This is a genomic window from uncultured Thiodictyon sp., from assembly GCF_903828115.1.
Classification (GTDB): Bacteria; Pseudomonadota; Gammaproteobacteria; order Chromatiales; family Chromatiaceae; genus Thiodictyon.
Window position 1 is genome coordinate 1 of the sequence record NZ_CAIKKU010000626.1, and the last position, 18804, is coordinate 18804.

The 18804-nt window shown below is 66.9% G+C and carries 14 protein-coding genes and 2 pseudogenes; 6 read left to right on the plus strand and 10 right to left on the minus strand.

The genetic code is table 11. The annotated features are described in order from the left end of the window. A partial coding sequence (locus QZY48_RS23470; RefSeq protein WP_295435640.1) for a hypothetical protein occupies positions 1 to 512 on the minus strand: 512 nt, incomplete at its 3' end. A gap of 249 nt (positions 513 to 761) precedes the next feature. After that, complete coding sequence (locus QZY48_RS23475) at positions 762 to 3359, minus strand: DNA phosphorothioation-associated putative methyltransferase (RefSeq protein ID WP_295435642.1); 2598 nt, start codon at positions 3357 to 3359, stop codon at positions 762 to 764. A 499-nt stretch (positions 3360 to 3858) separates the two neighbouring features. Between QZY48_RS23475 and QZY48_RS34980 the strand changes: the two genes are divergently transcribed. After that, positions 3859 to 4194, plus strand: a complete 336-nt coding sequence (locus QZY48_RS34980; protein WP_366929762.1) for a hypothetical protein — start codon at positions 3859 to 3861, stop codon at positions 4192 to 4194. On the opposite strand, the pseudogene QZY48_RS23480 reads toward QZY48_RS34980, so the two are convergent. The 6 genes and pseudogenes from QZY48_RS23480 to QZY48_RS23505 form a co-directional block, all read right to left on the minus strand. After that, positions 4186 to 5055, minus strand: a pseudogene (locus tag QZY48_RS23480) (SUMF1/EgtB/PvdO family nonheme iron enzyme); the annotation flags it as partial. The gene QZY48_RS34980 and the pseudogene QZY48_RS23480 sit on opposite strands and share 9 nt — an antisense overlap. A gap of 15 nt (positions 5056 to 5070) precedes the next feature. After that, the gene (locus tag QZY48_RS23485; protein ID WP_295435646.1) at positions 5071 to 6387 is read right to left on the minus strand and encodes an MFS transporter; all 1317 of its coding nucleotides are present in this window, start codon (positions 6385 to 6387) and stop codon (positions 5071 to 5073) included. A 175-nt stretch (positions 6388 to 6562) separates the two neighbouring features. Next, on the minus strand, positions 6563 to 7795 hold the full coding sequence (locus QZY48_RS23490) for an ATP-binding protein (RefSeq protein ID WP_295435648.1): 1233 nt from the start codon (positions 7793 to 7795) through the stop codon (positions 6563 to 6565). 270 nt (positions 7796 to 8065) lie between these two features. Then, positions 8066 to 8551, minus strand: coding sequence for a DUF3368 domain-containing protein (locus tag QZY48_RS23495; RefSeq protein ID WP_295435650.1), 486 nt, complete (start codon positions 8549 to 8551; stop codon positions 8066 to 8068). After that, positions 8515 to 8874, minus strand: coding sequence for a UPF0175 family protein (locus QZY48_RS23500; RefSeq protein ID WP_295435652.1), 360 nt, complete (start codon positions 8872 to 8874; stop codon positions 8515 to 8517). The genes QZY48_RS23495 and QZY48_RS23500 overlap by 37 nt, the downstream gene beginning before the upstream one ends. Before the next feature lie 178 nt (positions 8875 to 9052). After that, positions 9053 to 10816 carry an SUMF1/EgtB/PvdO family nonheme iron enzyme gene (locus QZY48_RS23505; RefSeq protein WP_295435654.1) on the minus strand — a complete coding sequence of 588 codons (1764 nt, stop codon included), beginning with the start codon at positions 10814 to 10816 and terminating at the stop codon, positions 9053 to 9055. A 180-nt stretch (positions 10817 to 10996) separates the two neighbouring features. Here QZY48_RS23505 and QZY48_RS23510 point away from each other — a divergent pair, with 180 nt between their 5' ends. From QZY48_RS23510 to QZY48_RS23530, 5 genes are all read left to right on the plus strand, one after another. Next, positions 10997 to 11863 carry a hypothetical protein gene (locus QZY48_RS23510; RefSeq protein ID WP_295435655.1) on the plus strand — a complete coding sequence of 289 codons (867 nt, stop codon included), beginning with the start codon at positions 10997 to 10999 and terminating at the stop codon, positions 11861 to 11863. Positions 11864 to 11927: 64 nt separating this feature from the next. After that, entirely contained in the window at positions 11928 to 14024 is a 2097-nt protein-coding gene (locus QZY48_RS23515) for a vWA domain-containing protein (protein WP_295435656.1), read from the plus strand. Positions 14025 to 14034: 10 nt separating this feature from the next. Beyond that, a complete protein-coding gene (locus QZY48_RS23520; protein WP_295435658.1) occupies positions 14035 to 14742 on the plus strand; it encodes an ATP-binding cassette domain-containing protein in 708 nt (235 codons plus the stop codon). Continuing rightward, a complete protein-coding gene (locus tag QZY48_RS23525) occupies positions 14735 to 15970 on the plus strand; it encodes an FtsX-like permease family protein (protein WP_295435660.1) in 1236 nt (411 codons plus the stop codon). The genes QZY48_RS23520 and QZY48_RS23525 overlap by 8 nt, the downstream gene beginning before the upstream one ends. After that, complete coding sequence (locus tag QZY48_RS23530; protein ID WP_295435661.1) at positions 15967 to 16140, plus strand: hypothetical protein; 174 nt, start codon at positions 15967 to 15969, stop codon at positions 16138 to 16140. Before QZY48_RS23525 ends, QZY48_RS23530 begins: the two co-directional genes overlap by 4 nt. Here the strand turns inward: QZY48_RS23530 and QZY48_RS34985 are convergent. Further along, positions 16128 to 18267: pseudogene (locus QZY48_RS34985) on the minus strand (type I restriction-modification enzyme R subunit C-terminal domain-containing protein). The gene QZY48_RS23530 and the pseudogene QZY48_RS34985 overlap by 13 nt on opposite strands. Before the next feature lie 11 nt (positions 18268 to 18278). Beyond that, positions 18279 to 18515, minus strand: coding sequence for a hypothetical protein (locus QZY48_RS23545; RefSeq protein WP_295435666.1), 237 nt, complete (start codon positions 18513 to 18515; stop codon positions 18279 to 18281). Between the last annotated feature and the right edge of the window lie 289 nt (positions 18516 to 18804).

Here is an 18804-nt window from a genome sequence, read left to right on the forward strand (position 1 = left end):
AAATCAGTGGCGGCCGGGGTCGTCCCACTGTTGGTGCGCAGGAAGTTGCTCTCGAACTCGAAGCCGCGGAACTGGGCGGCACAGGTGGCCGCGTCGGTGCAGGTGTTGAAGAACTGGATCTGGGCGGTCTGGGCGGTACTGTTGCTGATGACGAAGTGGTCGAGCCCGGTCTGGGTCAGGATGCCGTAGCCCTGGGTCGGCAGGAAGAGTTGGTAGGTGTTGGTCGCACCGGGCGCACCCGGCACCTGGTTGAGCGGTGCCACCAAGGTGTTTTGGTTGATGCCGATCTGGCCGGTCGCCGCGGTGACGAGTTGCAGCGTGCTGGTGTCGAAGGAACTCTTGACGACGTACTTGCCCCCGCGCGTCACGCCCGAGGGGTCGTTCGGGATTGCGAAGTTGCTGGAGAAGGTCCCGACGTAGGTGCTGGTGATCACCGTGGCCGCGGCGGGCGCCGTCAGCAGGCCCAGGACCAGGCCGCTCGTCAAGAACGCGGAAGACTTGAAGTTGCGCATAATGAGCCCTCTGGCGCGAAGGTTGTCAGGGCATCGGCGTACCTGTCGCTCGCCGAATTGGTGGCTCGACGCCGGATGAACGTCGCTCACTATGCAATGAAGCAATAAATTCGCCAAAAAAGAATAATTTTATTAATCAGAACGATAGCGTAGGGCACCTGAAATAACAAAGTAAAAGTGTAAAGTATTCTGACAGTCGATTGCCCGGAACCGGCGCGAACGCCTGTTCAGACGAAACAAGTGCAAGCCTCAAAGCGCAGCGGCGGCGACCACCCGCGGCACCAGCCGCCCGCCCGCCGTCGGCACCATCCGCACTACCTGGCGGCTGTGGTCCGGGCCGTAACTGACATGGATCGGCAACTGCGGGCCGTAGAAATAGAGCCGGTCGAAGTGGGTGTTCTGCGCCAGCCAGCGGGCGACCTCGGCCATGTCCTCGTGCTCCACAATGAAGTCCGCCGCCGCCCCTTGGCGCGAACACACGGGGTTGCCCAGGCGGTTGACCTCGTGCGCGGCGTGCTGGTCGAGCCGGGGGTCGATGCGCCCGGGGATCGCGCGCGCCAACTCCGGGGAACAGAAGCCGTAGGTCAGGCGGATCATCCCGAACCAGTCGATGACCGGGTCCAGGACCTGCTCGGCCAGGTCTTGCAGGGCGTTCCAACTCTCCGGTTGGCGGGGGCGGTTGGGCAGCCCGGTGCGTCCCTGGGTCTCGCCGCACTCGATCAGTTGCCGGAAGGTGAGGAAACGCCCGCAGGGGTCGTCCAGGTCCGGGCAGGTATCCGGCCGGCACAGGCGAAAGCCGTCGATCACCCAGCGGTGCCGCGCCATGGTCTGGGTGAAGACCTCCGCGGCCGGGCCGTAGCCGGACAGATCGAAGAGCCCCAGGTTCTCCAGGGCCTGCTCGAAGGCGAGCTGCTCCGGGTAGTTCGGGAACTCCTCGTTGATGTAGCGGGACTTGCGGAACAGCCAGGGCGGGGTGAAGGGCTCGCCGTACAGGAAGCAGTCGTAGTCCTGATCGCGCAGCCGGACCTTCACGCGCTCCTGCAGGCGGGGCAGGGGCTGCCCCAGGAAATCGTCATAGCGCATGAGGCTCAGCTTGCCGGAGCCGATGTGGACCTTGATCAGGTCCAGCTCCCGATAGTCGCCGTAGAGGCTGGCGGCCGCGCCCACATAGACCCGCAGCAGGGGCGGCAACTGCTCGACCAGGCTCGAGTGCAGTTGCAGCGACTTGCCGGGTATGAGCCAGCCCAGGCCGCGCTGCGCCGCCTCCCGGCAGGCGTCGGCGATGGCCTGGGTGTCGCGGATGCTGAAAAGCAGATCGCGCGCCTGGGCCTGGGCCCTGGTGTAGTCACCGAACAGGGCCTTGAGGGTGCGTTGCAGCCCGGGCTCCAGTTGCTTGTAGGGGCGGCGCCGCTCGAACAGGTCGAGCGCCAGGTAGACCAGCAGGTCGGCGCGCCGCGCCGCTTCGGCCTCGGCCAGTGCCGGCGGGTCCTGTTGCTCGCGCAGATAGGCCAAGGCCCGGGTGAGGGTACCGAAGCCCGCGGTGAGTGCGGGCAGGTCCGCGGCGACCTCGTCGGGCTCCGGCGGGCGGCCCAGCGCGAGCCATTGCCCCCAGAGACGCCCCAGCGACTCGCGGCAGGCCTCGTCGCATGGGGTGGTGCGCCCTTGACGTCGGCGCGGTTCGCGCTCGCCGGCCGCCCGCGCCGGGGGTCTGGATGGGCGCGGGACCAGGGCCGGACGGCGACTGCGGTAGCGCTCCGCCAGGAAGCGCTGTTCGGCCTCCTTGTCCCGGAACACATAGAGCATTCCCGGGGCTACCGCGATCGGCTCCTCGTCCAGGGCCTCGGACACATAGGCGCGGATCTCCGCCTGGGTGAAGTAGCGCTGGAAGGTCCCGCGCCGGGTCAGAACCCCGTCGTTGAAATCAGTCCCCCGCGCGGCGCCCTGATTGGCGAGCATCACCGAGACCACCAGCAGGGTCTGCGCCAGGGACCAGGCGCGGGTGAGTGCCGCCAGGCGCTCTTCGCGGTCCTCGATCACGTTGATCACGAAGCCCAGATTGACGATCGGCGCCGGGTGCAGCGGGTTCTGCGGGGCGTAGAAGGGGTCCCAGCCGGCGGCCGGGAGGCCCAGCTCGAGGAGTCCGCGCACATCGTCGCCGCGTCCGCAGCCGTAGTCGAACAGGGTCAGGTCGCCGCCCTCGCGTCCCTGGAGCAGCCCATGCCGGGCCAGTGCCTGCACCGGCGCGGAGAGGCCGTAGCGCACCAGGGCGGTGAGTTGGCGGGCGGCCTGCCACTGGGTTGCGGGGCCGGCGGGGGTCTCGACCTGGGCGGGGTTCGGCGCCGGGTCCGCGTCGTCGGCCTCCTCGTTGCCCAGGGGGACCAGGGCCTGACCCGCGATGCGGTAGCCGCGCGCGCGCACCAGCTCCAGCCATTGGCGCCGATAGCCGATGCGGGTCGGCTCATCGAAGAGCCCGACCGACTCGCACGCCTGGGTCAGGGCCGCGAAGGGCGCCCGGCGCGGGTCATCCGCGGCCAGCAGCAGCTCCTTGCGGTGCAGGATGGGCGGGTTGTGCGACTGCGCGTAGGTCCGGTAGCCGACCTCCCCGGACGCCAGTTCCACCCGCCAGCTCGCCTCCAGGGCCGGGAAGGGGTCCTCGAAGAAACCCGGGTACTGGAGCAGCGCCACCTGGGCCCCCGCCGGGTCGAAGCGCACGACGTTGAAGGCCTCCCCCCGGCGCACGCCGGCCAGTTCCTCGGCCGCCGCCACCGCCGCCGTCAGCGCGGGCGGCGCCGTGTCCAGGCCGCTCACATGCAGGTAGGTCCGCTGCGCCACCGTCTTGCCGGTCATCGTCTTTGCTTTTTCATCAGTTGGAGAACAGGGCCGGCGGGTCCGATTTCCTCGGGTAAGCCTGCCGCCGGTTCCTGTGATCCATCGGTTGGCGGCGCCTGGGGCTGCTGATCATAACTCAGGCACCACGCCCTTGCGGTAACCCGTCGCGGCCGGGGGCCGCTCCTACGCCGAACTGCTAGCTTTGATCCCTGTATTGAGTTCGGGGCGACTGAAGAAAGAGGCGCCGGACGCGAATCAGGTCCAAATGCCGATCCGGCCTTTAAACTGTTGTCTGTCCAGGGTATCCTCCCGGACCATTCCGTCCGTCTAGCTCGGGGGTAACTCATCGGCGGAAAAGAATATAGTGTCGGCAAAGGCGGCCAAGGTCCTTATAGTCTTCTGCGAGAAATTCCATATCTTTAAATTATAGCAAGGCGCTGAAAATAAAATGCTTTCTCATCTTTCAAACTATTGATGTTCTTGCAAGGTACTATAAATTGCACTAAGTGAAGATCATATGAAATTCCCCGACAAGATCGTCGCGTTCAGCAAACGTGACTATGTTTTCGTCAAGGAACTTGGTCAGGGCGCATGTGGGAAAACCATATTGTTGCGAGATGACACTATTCGCAAGCAATTCGTTTGCAAGAAGTATTCCCCACATGCCGAAGAACACCGACAAGAGCTCTTTGGAAATTTCCTTCGCGAGATTACGTTACTACACGAACTTCATCATCACAACGTCGTTCGCGTCTTTAACTACTACCTCTATCCGGAACAGCTTACTGGCTACATCCTGATGGACGTTGAACCAGGCATGGGCGCCCAAGGCATCTCCGTCGTCGCCGAATGACCAGCGGGTCCGGGTCCCCGCCCGACAGGCGTATTCCCACTCCGCCTCGCTCGGGAGCCGGTAGGTCCGACCGGTCTGACCGGTGAGCCAGAGGCAATAGGCGACGGCGTCGTCCCAGGAGACGTCGATCACCGGGCGCCGATCGCGGCCCCAGCCCCGATCGCCGGGTTGCTCGCGCCCGGCCGCGGCACAGAACTGGTCATAGTCCGCGAAGGTCACCGGGAAACGGCCAATGGCGAAGGACCGCGCAATATCCACCTCGTGCTGAGGCCGCTCGTTCGGATAGGCCAGGTCAACACCGTCCGGCGAGCCCATCAGGAAAGTACCGGGCGGCAGCCAGACCATCTCGGGACCCTCGCCGCCGTCCTTGAGCGAATCCTGGAAGACACTCAGGGGCTCGGGCCGAGGCGCGCCGATGATCGCCGCCCCCCGCGGCTCGGGATCGACCGGCGCGCGCGCTGCTTTACCAGGCCCGGCCAACTCCGCCACGGCGCGCAGAAGCCGCTGAAATTCACCATGCCCCGGCAGCCCGTCCCAGCCGCTCAGATCGACACCATGCACCTGGCGGAAGAGCAGCGGCGGCTTGACCGGTTCGAGAAAGACCGGCACCAGCTTATCGGCGTCCAGGGCCTCGTTGGCCTCCGCGTAGACCCAGTTGGAAGCCACCGCGGCCTGGGTCCAGACCACCAGTACGCAGCGCGCGGCGGCGAGTTCCCGCTCGATGTCCTGGTGGAAGCGCCGCCCGGCGCGCAGGTCCGCGTCCCACCAGACGCCATAGCCCAGGGACGCGAGCGCCCGGGCGATGGGCTCGACCCGCCCGAGGTCCTTGCGTGCATAGCTGATGAAGATGTCCGCGTCCAACGCCTGGCCCCTGATTCAAGCCCCGTTCCGATCAAGCGGCGGACTCGGCGCCTTGACCCGCACATAGACGCTGGCCAGAAACAGGAGCACGTTGATCGCCCCCACCACCATGAAGGGCGCCCGCGGGTCCACAAAGTCGAACAGGCGCCCGCCGATCGTGGTGACCACCAGGATCCCGATGGCCCCCGAGACGTTGAAGGCACCGATGACGGAGCCGCGTTGGCGGGTCGGGGCCTCCTGACCGATGAGTGACTGGGCACCCAGATAGACGCTGATCTGGCCGATGCCGATCAGGATAAAGAAGATCACGGCGGAGCCCCCGGCCAGCGGGTTATCGAGCAGCAGCAATGAGAAATTGCCGATGGCCCCGAGCACCATACAGATGGCCAGGACGCTGACCCGGTCGATGCGGTCGATCAGGGGCCCCAGGATGGGCGCCCAGCACAGGGCGGCGATCTGGGCGGTGATGAAGATCATGGTGCCCGCCTTGAGCGCCTGCGCATGGCCCATGCCGGCCGCCATCCCGGCCACGGTGCCCCACAGGATCAGGAAGGTGGCATTGACCGACTGGTCCCCGCGGGCGATGAAGGCGGCGCCATAGGCGAGCAGGATGCGCGGATTGCGCGCCTGGGCGAAGCCGCTGGTAAAGAGCTCGCGCACCCCCGGGCGATCATGCTTGTGCACCGGGGTCCCGCCCTTGAGCCCGATGCTGACCAGGAGCGCCACGCCCACCGCGAGCGCGGCGACCGCCAGATGGGTGATGACCCCCGCCTGTTCGCCGCTCCAGCCGGACTTGACCAGCGCCTGCGGCAGGGCCCCGAACCCCTGGTTGGTGAAGACGATGCCGAGCCCGCTCAAGACCCCCAGCAGCGCCACCAGCTTGCCGCGGGAGCGCTCGGCCGGGTAGTCGACCATCACCGTCGAGAGCCCACCGGCCACCGCCACGATCCCACAGGCATAGAGGATGCGGTAGAGATAGAGGTCGTCCACCGAGGTCGCCAGCGGATAGAGCGCATAGGTCAGGGCCAGCAGCAGCAGTCCCACGGCGTAGATGGACCGGCGCCCCACCCGGTCCATCAGGATCCCCGCGGGGATGAAGAGCGCCAGCGCGATGATCTCGGTCCAGAACACCAGATTGCCGCTGATGGACCCCTGCTCGGTGGTCGGCACCTTGAGGATCGCATTGAGCACATAGGTCTGGCCGATGGCGATGAAGGTCACCAGGCCAATGGAGAAAAAGGCCGCGGCCAGCAGGCTCCAGCCGTGGCGGGGCAGGATGCCGGGGGCGAGCGTGATGAAGCCGATGCGGTATGGGCGCGGCTCAGAGGTCATGGGGGGTGCTCATCGGTGATACTCCGGTTGGTGGGTAATTCGCTTCCGGCTCCCAGGCTCCAGCGTCGCGAGGGCGCCGGACGCGGAGCGTCCAGGGCGGCAATCCCACGCGCAGAGGCGGTGCAAGTATTCCGTGAAGGCGCTCTTCGGAGCCTGGGGACGCGAGGGATGCTGATCATTCCAGGATGCGCCGCTTGCCATCAAGGATAAAGGCGATGGCCCGCTTGAAGTCGCCCAGGCCGACGACCTGCGCCGCACCCTGGCGCAGCGAGGCATAGGAGGCGGCGAGCAGCACGGCGTTCTGGATATCCCCGCCCGCGGCGTGCTCCGAATACTGGGCCAGCAGCGCGAAGTCCACGTCGTGCGCCAGCGGCAGTTCCTTGGGGATGTGGCACTCCCAGATCCGGCGGCGCTGCTCGGTCGCGGGCAGCGGGAACTCCACATGGGCGAGCACGCGGCGCAGGAAGGCGCTGTCGTAGTTCTTCACCAGGTTGGAGGCGAAGATCACGGCCCCGTCGAAATTGTCCAGTTCAATTAGCGTCGTGCTGCGGGCGACATTGATCGAATTGTCGGCCGCCTGGGTCACGCTGGTCAGGCGCTTGCCGAGGATCGAATCGGCCTCATCGAAAAACAGCAGGGCCCCGGTCTCGCTGGCGCGGCGGAAGGCGGCGCGGATGTTCTTGGGCGTCTCCCCGACATACTTGGACTCCAGTTCCGCATAGCTGATGACCAGGATCTCGCGCTCGAGCATGGCCGCGATCGCCTCCGCGGCCAGGGTCTTGCCGGTCCCCGGGGGCCCAAAAAAGTTGAGCGCCACGCGCCGCCCGGTGCGCGCCACCGATCCCAGGTTCCAGCAGCCGAACAGCAGGTCCTGGGACAGCAGCACATTCACCGCCTCGCGGATGCGCGCCAGGGTCTCGGGGTCCAGCACCAGTTGGTCCAGGTGATGGCGGGGTTGGCGCGGCTCAAAGCTCTCGAAGGTCTGGGTGTCATCGGGCGCTGCCTCCTGGGGACCGGGCGCGCGGCCGGGGGGCGCGGCGGGGGACGGCGCGGGCGTCGGCGACAGGGCCTGATAGAGCGGCTGTCCGGTCGTCACGGTGGTCGGCAGTCCGTCCGCGACCGCCCGCCCCGGGTTGAAGTCCACGCGGATGCGCGGCTTGCCCAGTTCGGGGGGGAAGTTGAACCCGTCGTAGAGCCGGATCAACTGGCGCAGGAAGGCATTGGACGCCCCCGCCTCGATCTCCACCGAGGTATCGGTACCGCGCTCGTGGCACTCGGGGCAGTAGAGGATCGGCGCCCCCTGGACCTCGATCCAGTAGTGCCCCGGGTTGGTCTTCTTGCCGTGGTGCGAGAGGCGCAGTTCGCAGCCGTGGATCGGGCAGGCGGGTTTTTTTCTGAGCAGCGACATGGGGGCGCAGTATACCGGCGGGCGCGCCCGGGCGGGGCCGTTCGCGCGGCGGCACGCCCCCCTGGAGTCCAAGGCTTCAGCCTTGGCGGGCAGTCCAGGAAGCCCCGTGCCCCGCGGACCACCTAACGCTGCCGTGTCTGGACCTTGCTTTCTTGTCAGAAAAAATAGCCATTATTTCTGACGAAACCAAGGCCGACCTACACATACGCGCGGCCAGAGCAATGATGAAAGCCACCCCACCCCGCCTGGAAAATAGCCCAGCGCGCGGCATCATCCGCCGTCAGCACGCAGATTCCGCAGAAGGACCGGACTAATCCGATACCCGTTCTGCCGCATCTGCTCAATGAGCAGTTCGGCACTGCCGAGAAAACCCCGGCGCTCCGCAAGATCAAGCAGACGGACGGTGCCGACCACATTGAGACCGAGTCGGAGCGCATATCGTCTCGCCAGACGGTCATCCAAGATCACCAGACTCCGGTCAGGCTGCGCCAAGGCGAGTCGAATCGACTCATGCTCCCCAGTGCCCAGATTCATCGGCACGGACTCATCGCAACCTGCAGCGGCGACCACGCGAAGCCAGCCAGCCGCGACGGCAGCAGTGATCGCCGCTTGATCGTCGCCTTGTTTTGCAGAACATTCACGCTCAACCGCTTGGGCAACGCGCACCTCCCCGAAGAGTCTACGCAGCAAACCCAATTCACCTGTCGATGCCAGGGCGATCAGGGGGCCGGCGTCCGCGATGACGATAGGGTCCATGATTCAAGGTCACTCACATCAGCATCGCTCGTTTCGTCCGGGCCAACCACAGCGATCCCCAACCGGTCCAGGTGGCGGACAAACTCCGCATAGCCGAGCCCACTGAGTTTCGCCGCTGCACCGGCCGACAAGGCTCCATCTTTGAACAGCGCGGCGGCTAGGGCGGGTCTGAGTCCCCGCTCCTCATCTATCATTGAGGGGGCAAGGTGCAGGATAAGCGCGTTGGGCTGGTTCTCATCCAAGACCAGGACCGGTGCATCCTCGGCCTGGCGAAGCGCCAATCGGGGGTCTTTCTTGAGGTCGCGAACATTCGTTGCGTACATGGTAATCTCGCTCGGGAGGGACAACTTCGGCATCAGTCTAACAGCAGCGACGCCGGTCGAGCGCGGCGACCAAGACCGTCCGGACGGAACAAACCACGGGCAAGACGTGGCATTCGTCCGGTCCGAGACGTCTTCTCCGGACCAGCAGGCCCACGGCACGGCTCGCAGCGATCCGGGGTCAGCGTTCCCATTCCACTTGGCGATCTTGCCCAGCCCGGCGCTTGACCTCGGCGCGGTCGCGGGCTGCCATGTAATCAACCGCTACCTGCCGCTGTGCTTCCGCCAGTGCTTCGAGCATGGCCTCCATCTGCCGCTGCGCCTTCACTTCTTGCTCTTGCCCAGCGTGACGCACAGTATTGGCACTCGCACCGATAGCCATGAAATCAACTGCTACCTGCCGCTGTGCGTCCGCCAGGGCCTGGCGTCTAGCCTCCATTTGCTGTTGCGCCGCCTGCGGCAGCCCCCTTGTGTCCTGCTCCAGATCCGCTTGGCGCTCGGCCGCGGTACGCTCGTGGGCAGCTTGAGCATCGATCTCTGCCTGCCGCTGCGCCTTCGCCCGAACCTGGCGCACCGCCTCAGCCTGCCGTTGCGCTGCCGCCTGCCGCTGCGCCTCCGCCTGTTGACGCGCCTTCCCCTTCTGATCCCGCTCAGCCGCAGCGCGCTCACGGGCGACCAGGGCATCGGCCTCTAACGCTCGCTGCGCCGCCGCCTGGGCCCGCCGCACGGCCTCCGCTCGGCGCCTCCAGAACCAGCCGAGCAACCCCAAAGCGCTCGTCGTGATCCCAACGCCCACCCCCACAGCAGCCATGACACCAAGGACGATCGCGACGATACCGAACCGGTCGAGGAGGCCCTGGACGCCGGCTTCGCTTAAGGGAGTCTCAGCCGGCACATCCTGGCTCCGACTCAGGTCTCGGGAGTGGCCGGTCGGCGCCGCGGGAGGAACCCCGGGTGCGTCGATAGGCAAAGTCTTGAACCCCGAATCTGCCAACGAAACCACCACCCGGAACCCGGTATCGCTGGTGCGCGTCCGGCCGCCCTCATTGTGGACGGGGACCTCGTAACGCAGGTCAGCGTTGAGTTTTTCCGGTGGATCATAGCGCCCACCGCCGCGGACGATAAAGACGGGACCCTGGCCCTGGTGGGTCGCACCGATTGTGCGCTCCAACAGCATCTCGGAGACGTTGCCATAGAGGTCGTGCAACTCGAGCGGACCGGGCGCGCGGGTGCCGATAGGATGGACCTGCCCGCCGGCGTTGTCCTTGCTCCAGGCGTAACGGGCGATGCCGTCCGGCATGGGATAGCGCGACTGGGCGAAGACCTCGCGGGGTACGGCCAGACCGCCGCGGGCGGCAAACTCCCATTCACCCTCGGTGGGCAGCCGGACCACGGTGGGGCCAGTGTCAGCGCGCGGCAGGCAAGGTGCGTGGCCGTCGGTGCAGTCCGGGATGGCGGGGCCCTGGGCGAGCAACCAACCGGTCCAGTCGTCGCCGAACGTCATGGCCTCCTGCCAACCGATGGTGGAGGACGCGAGCCGTCCGTCCGGCAGTTGCGGCGAGGGGCAATCGCTACCGTTAGCGTAGGCCCCGACCGCCGCGACCTGGAGCCGGTTGACCTCGTACTTGCCGAGCAGAAAACGGGGATTGCCCGACCTATCCCGGAAGGGTCCGGCAACAGCCCCGAAATCGCGCCCGGCGACCTTGGGGGCCAGGTCCGCCCGCTCCGGGGTGGTCACGGACCGAAAGGCCATGGCCCCGCCGCAGGGCAGCGGCAGGATCAGGTCATCGGGGAGCGGATTGGGGTTGTATTGCGCCTCCGGCCAGGCGATGACCGGCGCCGGGACGGCCCGCGGGGGCGCCGACGGAAGCAACAGGCAGACGGCGGCGATCCCAAGGCAAGGCCAGGGTCGGGAGCCGGCGGGCTTCTCGACGGGATCGCGCAACGCGGCTGACTCCTCGGACTCGGATTGCGACGCATGTTACCCGAGGCGGCGGCTGCATTGTCGGGACCTGGGCAACGGTCAGGGTCCGAGGGCAATCCGCGGACTCCTTGTGGTCGGCGGGTTCGCCATCGGGCCGCTTGGCCGCTTCTGCATCCCCGCCATCTGGTTTACCATCGGCCCATGGACCACGACCAGAACTTCAAGAACCTCGTCCTCGACTATCCGCGTCAGGCACTGGCCTTCTTTGCCGAGTCTGAAGCACAGCAGATCACCCCGGACGTGCGCATCACCCCGGTGCGCGAAGAACAACTCAAGGAACGCCTCGGCGAGCGCTTCCGGGAACTGGACATCCCCTTGCTGGTGGAGTGGCCCGACGGCCGACGGGCGGCCCTGGTCTTCGTGGTCGAGGAGGAGACTGATCCGGCACGCTTCTCGATCAGCCGCCTGGCCCACTATTGCATCGACATCGCCGAGTTGTTGCAGACCCGGCGCGTGGTCCCGGTGGTGATCTTCCTGCGCGGCGGGCCGTCGGAGCGGACCTTCGACCTGGGCGGCGACCGCGAGACCTATCTGCGCTTTCGGTTCCTCTGTGTCGAACTGTCGCGGCTGCCGTTTCGACAGTACCAGGACAGCGACAACCTCGTGGTCCGTCTCAACCTCCCGAACATGCGCTACGAACCGGCGGAGCGGGTCGCCGTTTATGCCGCTGCCGTGCGCGGCCTGATCAGTCTGGAACCGGACCCGGAGAAACGGCTCAAGTACGCCGATTTCATCGACATTTACGCAGTGCTCAACGACACGGAGCGCGCGTGCTACGAACGCGATTACCCCAACGAGGTCCATGCCGTGAACAGCTTTTCCCAACGAGTCCGTGAAGAAGGCCGACAGCAGGGCGAAGTGCTGGCGCTGATGCGCGTGATGCGCCATAAATTCGGCGACATCCCCGAGCCGACGCGCCAGCGGATCGAGGCCGCGGACCCCGAGACCCTGCTGGAGTGGCTGGATCGCGCACTCGTCGCCGCGAGCATCGACGAGGTCATCCACTGACCGATCAGCGTACAGGGACAGAAACGCATCGACGGAAAAAAGGAACCGAACTGTGAGACGCACCATGCCCCCCTGCCCTGGCCGCCACCTGCTCGCGGCCCTCGCCCTGATCCTGCTGCCGATGCTGTCCTGCCCGGTCGCGGCCGAGACGCCCCTGATCCTGCCCGGCACCAAGGTCCTATACCAACGGGTGCTGACCAAACCGGGGGCGGCGGCGAGCGACACACCCGGTGAGGCCGGCACACGGCTGATCAACGCCCTGAGCCGTCTCTATGTCTACGAGCGCCAGACCCACGCGGGCGCAGAATGGCTGCGGCTCGGCACTGATACCCTGGGCAAGAACCTCCTGGGCTGGGTGCCGACGGGGCTGACCCTGGCCTGGAATCAGCAATTGACCCTGGCCCTGACCAACCCGGCGGGGCGCGAGCGGCTGATCTTTTTCCGCGACTGGGACTCACTGCGCGTCGTGCTGGACTCGCCCTCACCGGCCACAGCGGGGCGGAGCCTGATTCAGGGGGTCGCCGCGGGCGCTCAGGACCCGCGGGTGGTCGCCCTGGAGCCCGAGACCTTTGTGGACCTCTACGAGCGGTTCTATCTGCTGCCGATCCTGGAGTTTAAGGACTACAGCAGCCGCGTCGGCAGCAGCATACGCGCACTCAAGGTCGCCTCCGTGACCCTGCCCGCGGCCCCTGGCCCCGAGTCCCGGCCACCCGCCCCAGCGACAGGGTCGGCGAACCCACTGAAGGACTTCAAGGCCGCCATCGTCTTCGTGGTCGACTCCACCGTTTCCATGGGCCCCTACATCGCCGAGACGCGCGCCGCGGTGAAGCAGTTCTACGAGCGCATCCGCGCCGCCGGACTGCTCGACAAGGTCGCCTTCGGCCTGGTCGCCTTCCGCGCCGAAACGGCCAGCGCGGAGAAGAACCGGCGGCTCGACTATGTCGCCAAGGTCTTTGCCGCCCCCACCCAGGTCCGCAACGGAGACGACTTCCTGGCCCGGATCGCGACCCTGAAGGAGGCCCCGGTCGCCACTGACTTCTTCGACGAGGACCCCTACGCCGGGGTGCGCGCCGCCCTGGACATGCCCGAGTGGAAGGACCGGTTCGACGCCCGTCACATCGTGCTGATCACCGATGCCGGTGCCCTGGACGGCACCTTCAACGCGGCACCCGGGTCCGCACCAGCGCCCGTGCCGACCAAGGAGCGGGCGGTCCAAGGGGTTGACTCCCGCACCGGCCTCAATGCCGCGGCCATCCAGGACCTGGCCCGCCGCGCCGGGGTGGCGATCACGGTCATGCACCTGCAAACCCCCGAGGCCCGGCGCGTCGGGGACCTGGCCCGTGCCGCAGAGCAATACAAGGACCTGGCGCGCAACGCCATGACCCAACAGGAGGCCTATTTCCCCATCGCCGACGGCGCCCGCAACCGCTTGCGGTCGGCCATCGACGTCTTTGCGGGGGGCGTCATCGAGCAGATCGACCACAGCGCCCAGGGCTACGCGACGCTTTCAGACCCCGCCGTCCGGGCGCCGACCACCGCCCCGGCGGACGCGGCCGATGACCCGGACCAGCGCGCCCGCATCCAGGCCATCGTCGCCTCCCTGGGACACGCCATGCAACTGGCCTATCTGGGGGAACAGCGCCAGACGGCCGCCCCGGAGGTCTTCGAGGCCTGGATCGGCGACACTGACCTGGCCGACCCTGGGCGGCGCCCGGTCGAGGTACGCGTCCTGATGTCGCGCGACCAACTCTCGGACCTCAAGGAACTAGTGGCCCAGGTGATCGACACCGCCGAGGCGGACCTGGACGGCACCAACAGCACCCAGGCGTTCTATGACCGGCTCGCCTCCATCGCCGCCACCTTCGAGCGCGACCCGCAGGCTACCGGGCGCCGCCGTGCCCCGGAACTGGCGCAACAGGACCTGCTGCTCCACTATCTGGAGGGCCTGCCCTACAAGAGCGACGTGCTGGATCTCAAGCGCAGTGACTGGTCGAGTTGGGGCATGCAGCGGCAGGCGGACTTCGTGGACCGGCTGCGCAAGAAGGCCACCCTCTACGGTCTTTACTATGCCGACACCTTCGGCTGGGTAGACATCGCCCAGGCCGACAATCCGCGCAACCGGGAGGCGGTCTATCCGATCCCATTGAAGGACCTGCCCTGAGGCCCCGGCCATGCTGCTCGACTGCGCCGACCTGAGCTACACCCGCGGCAGCGGCGACCAGGCCTTCCGGGTGCTGATCGCCTCCCTGACCCTGGACCTGGGGGAGATCGTCGCGCTCACCGGGGAGAGCGGCTGCGGCAAGAGCACCGCGCTGGAATTGCTGGGCCTGGTGGTGCGGCCGCTCACCGCCGGGCGCTTTCGTTTCGCCGCGGACGGGGAGCCGCAAGACCTCGCCGCCCTCTGGCAAGGCGACCGGCAGGCCCGCCTGGCGCGCCTGCGCGCCGCGGCCATCGGCTTCGTGCTCCAGACCGGGGGGCTGCTGCCCTATCTGAGTGTCGCCGGCAACATCGGGATCAACCGCCGCCTGCTGTGCCTGCCGGCGCGCGACCCCGACCTGGACGCCATCATCGACCAACTCCAGATCGGCCGCCTGCTCGACAAGCAACCGGCGCAGCTCTCCGTCGGCCAATACCAGCGCGCCAGCATCGCCCGCGCCCTGGCCCACCGGCCGCGCCTGGTGCTGGCGGATGAACCCAGTTCCGCCCTGGACCCGCGCCTGGGCGAGGAGGTGATGGGGCTCTTCCTGCACCTGGTCGAGCGCCTGGGTACCAGCGTGATCCTCGCCACCCATGAGCAGGCCCGGGTGCGCGCCCGGGGACTGCGCGAGGTCCGGGCGGTACCGCTGGCGGATGGGTTCGGGTCGCGCTTCGATGGCTAGCGACCCGGCGCGCCCCCAATCCCGCCTGGAGTGGGTCCGCCTGGCGCTCCAGGACCTGTGGCACGACCGCCGCACCGCCCTGGTGCTGGTGCTGACCGTGGCCGCCATCCTCGCCCCCCTGATGCTGCTGCTCGGGCTCAAGACCGGGGTCATCGCCACGCTGCGCCAGGACCTGCTCAACGACCCGCGCAATCGCGAGATCATCGTCTACGGCGCCCACCGCCTGGACCGCGCCTGGTTCGCGGCCATGCGCGCGCGCGCGGACCTGGGCTTCCTCCTGCCCCGCACGCGCAGCATCAACGCCACCATCGACCTCCTGGACCAGGCGCAGCGCCCCTATGAAGCGCTCGACCTGATCCCGACCGCCCCCGGCGACCCCCTGCTGCCGCCCGGACTGCCCACCCCCGCCCACGCCGACCAGGTGCTGCTGACCGCGACCCTGGCCGAGCGGATCGGCGTCTCTCCCGGGTCGCCCCTGACCGGGGTCTTGCGCCGCACCCGCAACGGGACCCCGCAGACCGCCCGGTTCACCCTGACCGCCATCGCCGTCGTCCCGCAGACCAGTCTCGCCCGCGAGGCGGTCCTCACCCACCCGGACCTGCTGGTCGCCGCCGAGGACTACCGCGACGGTCTGCGCGCGGACCTCAGCGACGCGGACCTGCGCGGCGGCGTCGCCGGCGAGCGTGCCGAGTATGCGGGCGCCCGCGTCTATGCGCGGGACCTGGACGGGGTCGACACCCTGGCCGCGGCCATGCGTGACCAGGGGATCGAGGTCCGCACCCAGGCCGAGCGGATCGCGACCGTGCGCGCCTTCGATCGCACCCTCTCATTCATCCTGCGGGTCATCGCCCTGATCGGTCTCGGCGGCTGCGCCCTGGCCCTGGGCGGCGCCCTGTGGGTGAACGTGGAGCGCAAGCGCCGGGATTTGGCCCTGCTGCGCCTCTTCGGCTTCCCCAACGGGACCGTGGTCCTGATGCCGCTCATCCAGTCCGCCGTCATCGCCGCACTCGCCTTCGCACTCGCCGCCCTGGCCTACCTGGCCGGCGCCGCCGCCTTCAACCGCAGCCTGGGTCAAAACCTGGCCGGGCAGGGCTATGTCTGCCGACTGGAGCCCCGGCAGCTCGCCGTCGCCGCCGCGGCCACGCTCCTGGTCGCACTCATCGCCGCGCTCGCCGCCGGGTACCGGGCGAGCCGGATCGATCCGGCGGAGGCCTTGCGCGACATTTGAGACCGCGAAGCGTCGTTGTCGTTGTCGTTGTCGTTGTCGAGATTATCGTAGCGCCCAGATTCTCTCGCACGCCAAAGTGTATCGCTTCTCCGATTACGATTACGATTACGACAACGACAACGACAACGACAACGACAGCCTTGGACTCCGCGCGCCGTCAGGCCGCCTGAGCGGTATAGAGCCACCGCTGGAAGTCGACGAAACAATCGCTGATCTGCGCCGGGCTGCCCAGATCGGCGATGGCGTCCGCCAATGAATTGCGGTATTTCAGCCGCAGCAGCGGCGTCAGCTTCTCCTTGCCCAGTTCCTCCACGCCCACCCGGACATAGTGCAGCAGGACGAAATCGAGAAAGGCCTGTTGCTTGCCGGTAAAGCGGCTGCTGATGATGACCTTGGCCCGCCCCGCCCGCTCTTCGCGAGTCAGCGGCGCCGCGGCATAGGCGACATAGGCCAGCACATCGAACAGATCGCACCGCTGCGCCTCGATGATCACCTGCATCTCGGCGAGTTGCTCCCGTCCGAACCCCTTCTCCGCCAGCCCCGCGAGCAGCCTGGTACGGGTATCGGGCAGGCTCCACAGGGTACGCAATTCATCCTCGTCCTTGAAGAACTCCGGCAGCCGCCCGAACAGCGCCTCCATGAACTGCTGCGCGGACATGGGCGTGCCATCAGGGTGCCAGAAGGAGGTCACCGTCATGTGCTGTATCGCACGCGCCTTGCCGTCCGCCAACTCCACCCGAATCCTGGTCGTCCGGTCGCAGCGACACGGTTGAACCCCGCAGACCGCACAGGGGTCCTTGGACCCGGGCGGGCACCGGCACGGCGACTGACCGCACCGATAGCAGGCGACCGGCGGCTCCTCCACGCAGATGCAGGGCGAGGCATGACAGCGGGGGCAGTCTGGCGGCGGCAGCGGCTCGCCGTCCCATTCCGGATCGCTGAAGTGGTGGTGCGCCTTCACGAAGTCATAGATCGTGAAATAGTATTTCCCGTCGTAGAGCCGCGTACCCCGTCCGATGATCTGCTTGAACTCTACCATCGAGTTGATCGGGCGCATCAGCACGATGTTGCGCACATTGCGCGCATCGACCCCGGTGGAGAGCTTCTGCGAGGTGGTGAGCACCGTCGGGATGGTCTTTTCGTTGTCCTGAAAGTCGCGCAGATACTGCTCGCCCAGGGCGCCGTCATTCGCCGTCACGCGGTGGCAGTAATTCGGGTCCGCGACCGTCTTGGCCTGATTGATCAGGTCGCGCACGGCCAGCGCGTGCGCCTGGTTGGCGCAAAAGACCAGGGTCTTCTCGCGCGGGTCGAGTTGCGCCATCAGGATCTCGACGCGGCGCCGCTCCCGCTCCCTGATCTCGATGATGCGGTTGAAATCCCGCTCCTCGTAGCGCTTACCCGGCTCGATCTCGCCCTCCAGGACGGTGTCGTCCGGGGTGTAGACATAGTCATCGAGCGTCGTGGCGATCTGCTTCACCCGAAACGGGGTCAGGAAGCCGTCGTTGATCCCTTCCTTCAGCGAATACACATACCCGCCCCTTCTTGCGGATGTCGGCGGGCGCGATGCGCACCAATGCATCCTCGGGAAAGGCCGAAAAGGCGTTGTACGCCTGGTCGGCCAGGATATTGCGGTCGGCCAGGAACAGGATACGCGGTCGGCGGGTCGGCTCGCCTTCCTTCTTCCAGTCGGCCAGGTTCCAGCGACTATGAAACAGCTTCCACGCGACCTGGAAGGCGATGAAGGTCTTACCGGTCCCGGTGGCGAGCGCCAGCAGGATGCGCGTGAGTCCAGCGGTGATCGCCGCCAGCACCCGCTCGATGGCGAGGTCCTGATAATAGCGGCCCTGAAAGTAACCGCCCCGGTCCTCGAAGGGCACGGCGGCGAAACGGTCGCGCCAGGCGTTCGCGCTCGCAAAGGTCAGGTCCCAGAGTTCCAGCGGGGTCGGCAACCGGGCGAGTTCGCCCTCGGCCCCCGTCTGCATATCGACGCCGTAAAAGCCCTGGCCGTTGCTCGAATAGGCGAAGCGCACCCGCAGCTTGCCGGCATAGTTCTTCGTCTGCCCGACACCCTCGGTCAGCGCCTTTTCCCAGGACTTGGCCTCCATGGTCGCCAGCTTGTAGTTGCGAAACACCAGCACATAGTCCGCAATGAGCGGCTTGCCGCGCCGGCCCTGGCCTTCGATGCGGCCCGGCGTGATCGGATACTCACGCAGGATGCGGCTGCCCTCCACCACACCCCAGCCGGCGGCCCGCAGCGCCGGGTCGATAAATTCCGCTCGCGTGTCGGCTTCATTCATGGCTTCCCGACCTATCGAAAGACTGCATTCGATCGTCCGGCCTGCTCCATGCGGAATTGGATCGCCGCCACCGGGTCCGGCAGGTCCACCGGGAACTGCTTGGCATCATAAGCCTCGGCCAGTGTCAAGAGGATCTCGAAGCGCTCGCCATCCGGTGAGGCCGGTTCCGGTTCGTGATCAAAGAAAGCGGCAATCTCGCGCATGGCCGAGCAGTAGTCCTCTTCAGTGCGAATCGGTCGGATGGGCATGTCACAAATCCGTTTCGATGGTTTCTGCATTGATGGTGTCATATCCGGGCCGGACGGGGCATTCGCCCCGTCCGTAACGTTTTCTCCGGGCTCGCGAACCAGCACAACGCGTCGGCGAAGGAATAAATCTTGGGGAGATTCGCATGACGGTATCCTAGTCCCGCGGGGGAACTGTCGCAAGTGCCTGCTGAAGGCGCCGTGCCGCACACGCCTGACCCGACCTGCGGGATTGCGTGGAACCCACATCGCCGCGGAATCCTTTCACAATCCCCGCAACGTGGGAACGAGA

Excerpts from the sequence above, each read along its gene's own strand:
- QZY48_RS23475 (WP_295435642.1), bottom strand. The coding sequence starts at position 3,359 with ATGACCGGCAAGACGGTGGCGCAGCGGACCTACCTGCATGTGAGCGGC.
- QZY48_RS34980 (WP_366929762.1), top strand. The coding sequence starts at position 3,859 with ATGAAATTCCCCGACAAGATCGTCGCGTTCAGCAAACGTGACTATGTT.
- QZY48_RS23485 (WP_295435646.1), bottom strand. The coding sequence starts at position 6,387 with ATGACCTCTGAGCCGCGCCCATACCGCATCGGCTTCATCACGCTCGCC.
- QZY48_RS23490 (WP_295435648.1), bottom strand. The coding sequence starts at position 7,795 with ATGTCGCTGCTCAGAAAAAAACCCGCCTGCCCGATCCACGGCTGCGAA.
- QZY48_RS23495 (WP_295435650.1), bottom strand. The coding sequence starts at position 8,551 with ATGGACCCTATCGTCATCGCGGACGCCGGCCCCCTGATCGCCCTGGCA.
- QZY48_RS23500 (WP_295435652.1), bottom strand. The coding sequence starts at position 8,874 with ATGTACGCAACGAATGTTCGCGACCTCAAGAAAGACCCCCGATTGGCG.
- QZY48_RS23510 (WP_295435655.1), top strand. The coding sequence starts at position 10,997 with ATGGACCACGACCAGAACTTCAAGAACCTCGTCCTCGACTATCCGCGT.
- QZY48_RS23515 (WP_295435656.1), top strand. The coding sequence starts at position 11,928 with ATGCCCCCCTGCCCTGGCCGCCACCTGCTCGCGGCCCTCGCCCTGATC.
- QZY48_RS23520 (WP_295435658.1), top strand. The coding sequence starts at position 14,035 with ATGCTGCTCGACTGCGCCGACCTGAGCTACACCCGCGGCAGCGGCGAC.
- QZY48_RS23525 (WP_295435660.1), top strand. The coding sequence starts at position 14,735 with ATGGCTAGCGACCCGGCGCGCCCCCAATCCCGCCTGGAGTGGGTCCGC.
- QZY48_RS23545 (WP_295435666.1), bottom strand. The coding sequence starts at position 18,515 with ATGCCCATCCGACCGATTCGCACTGAAGAGGACTACTGCTCGGCCATG.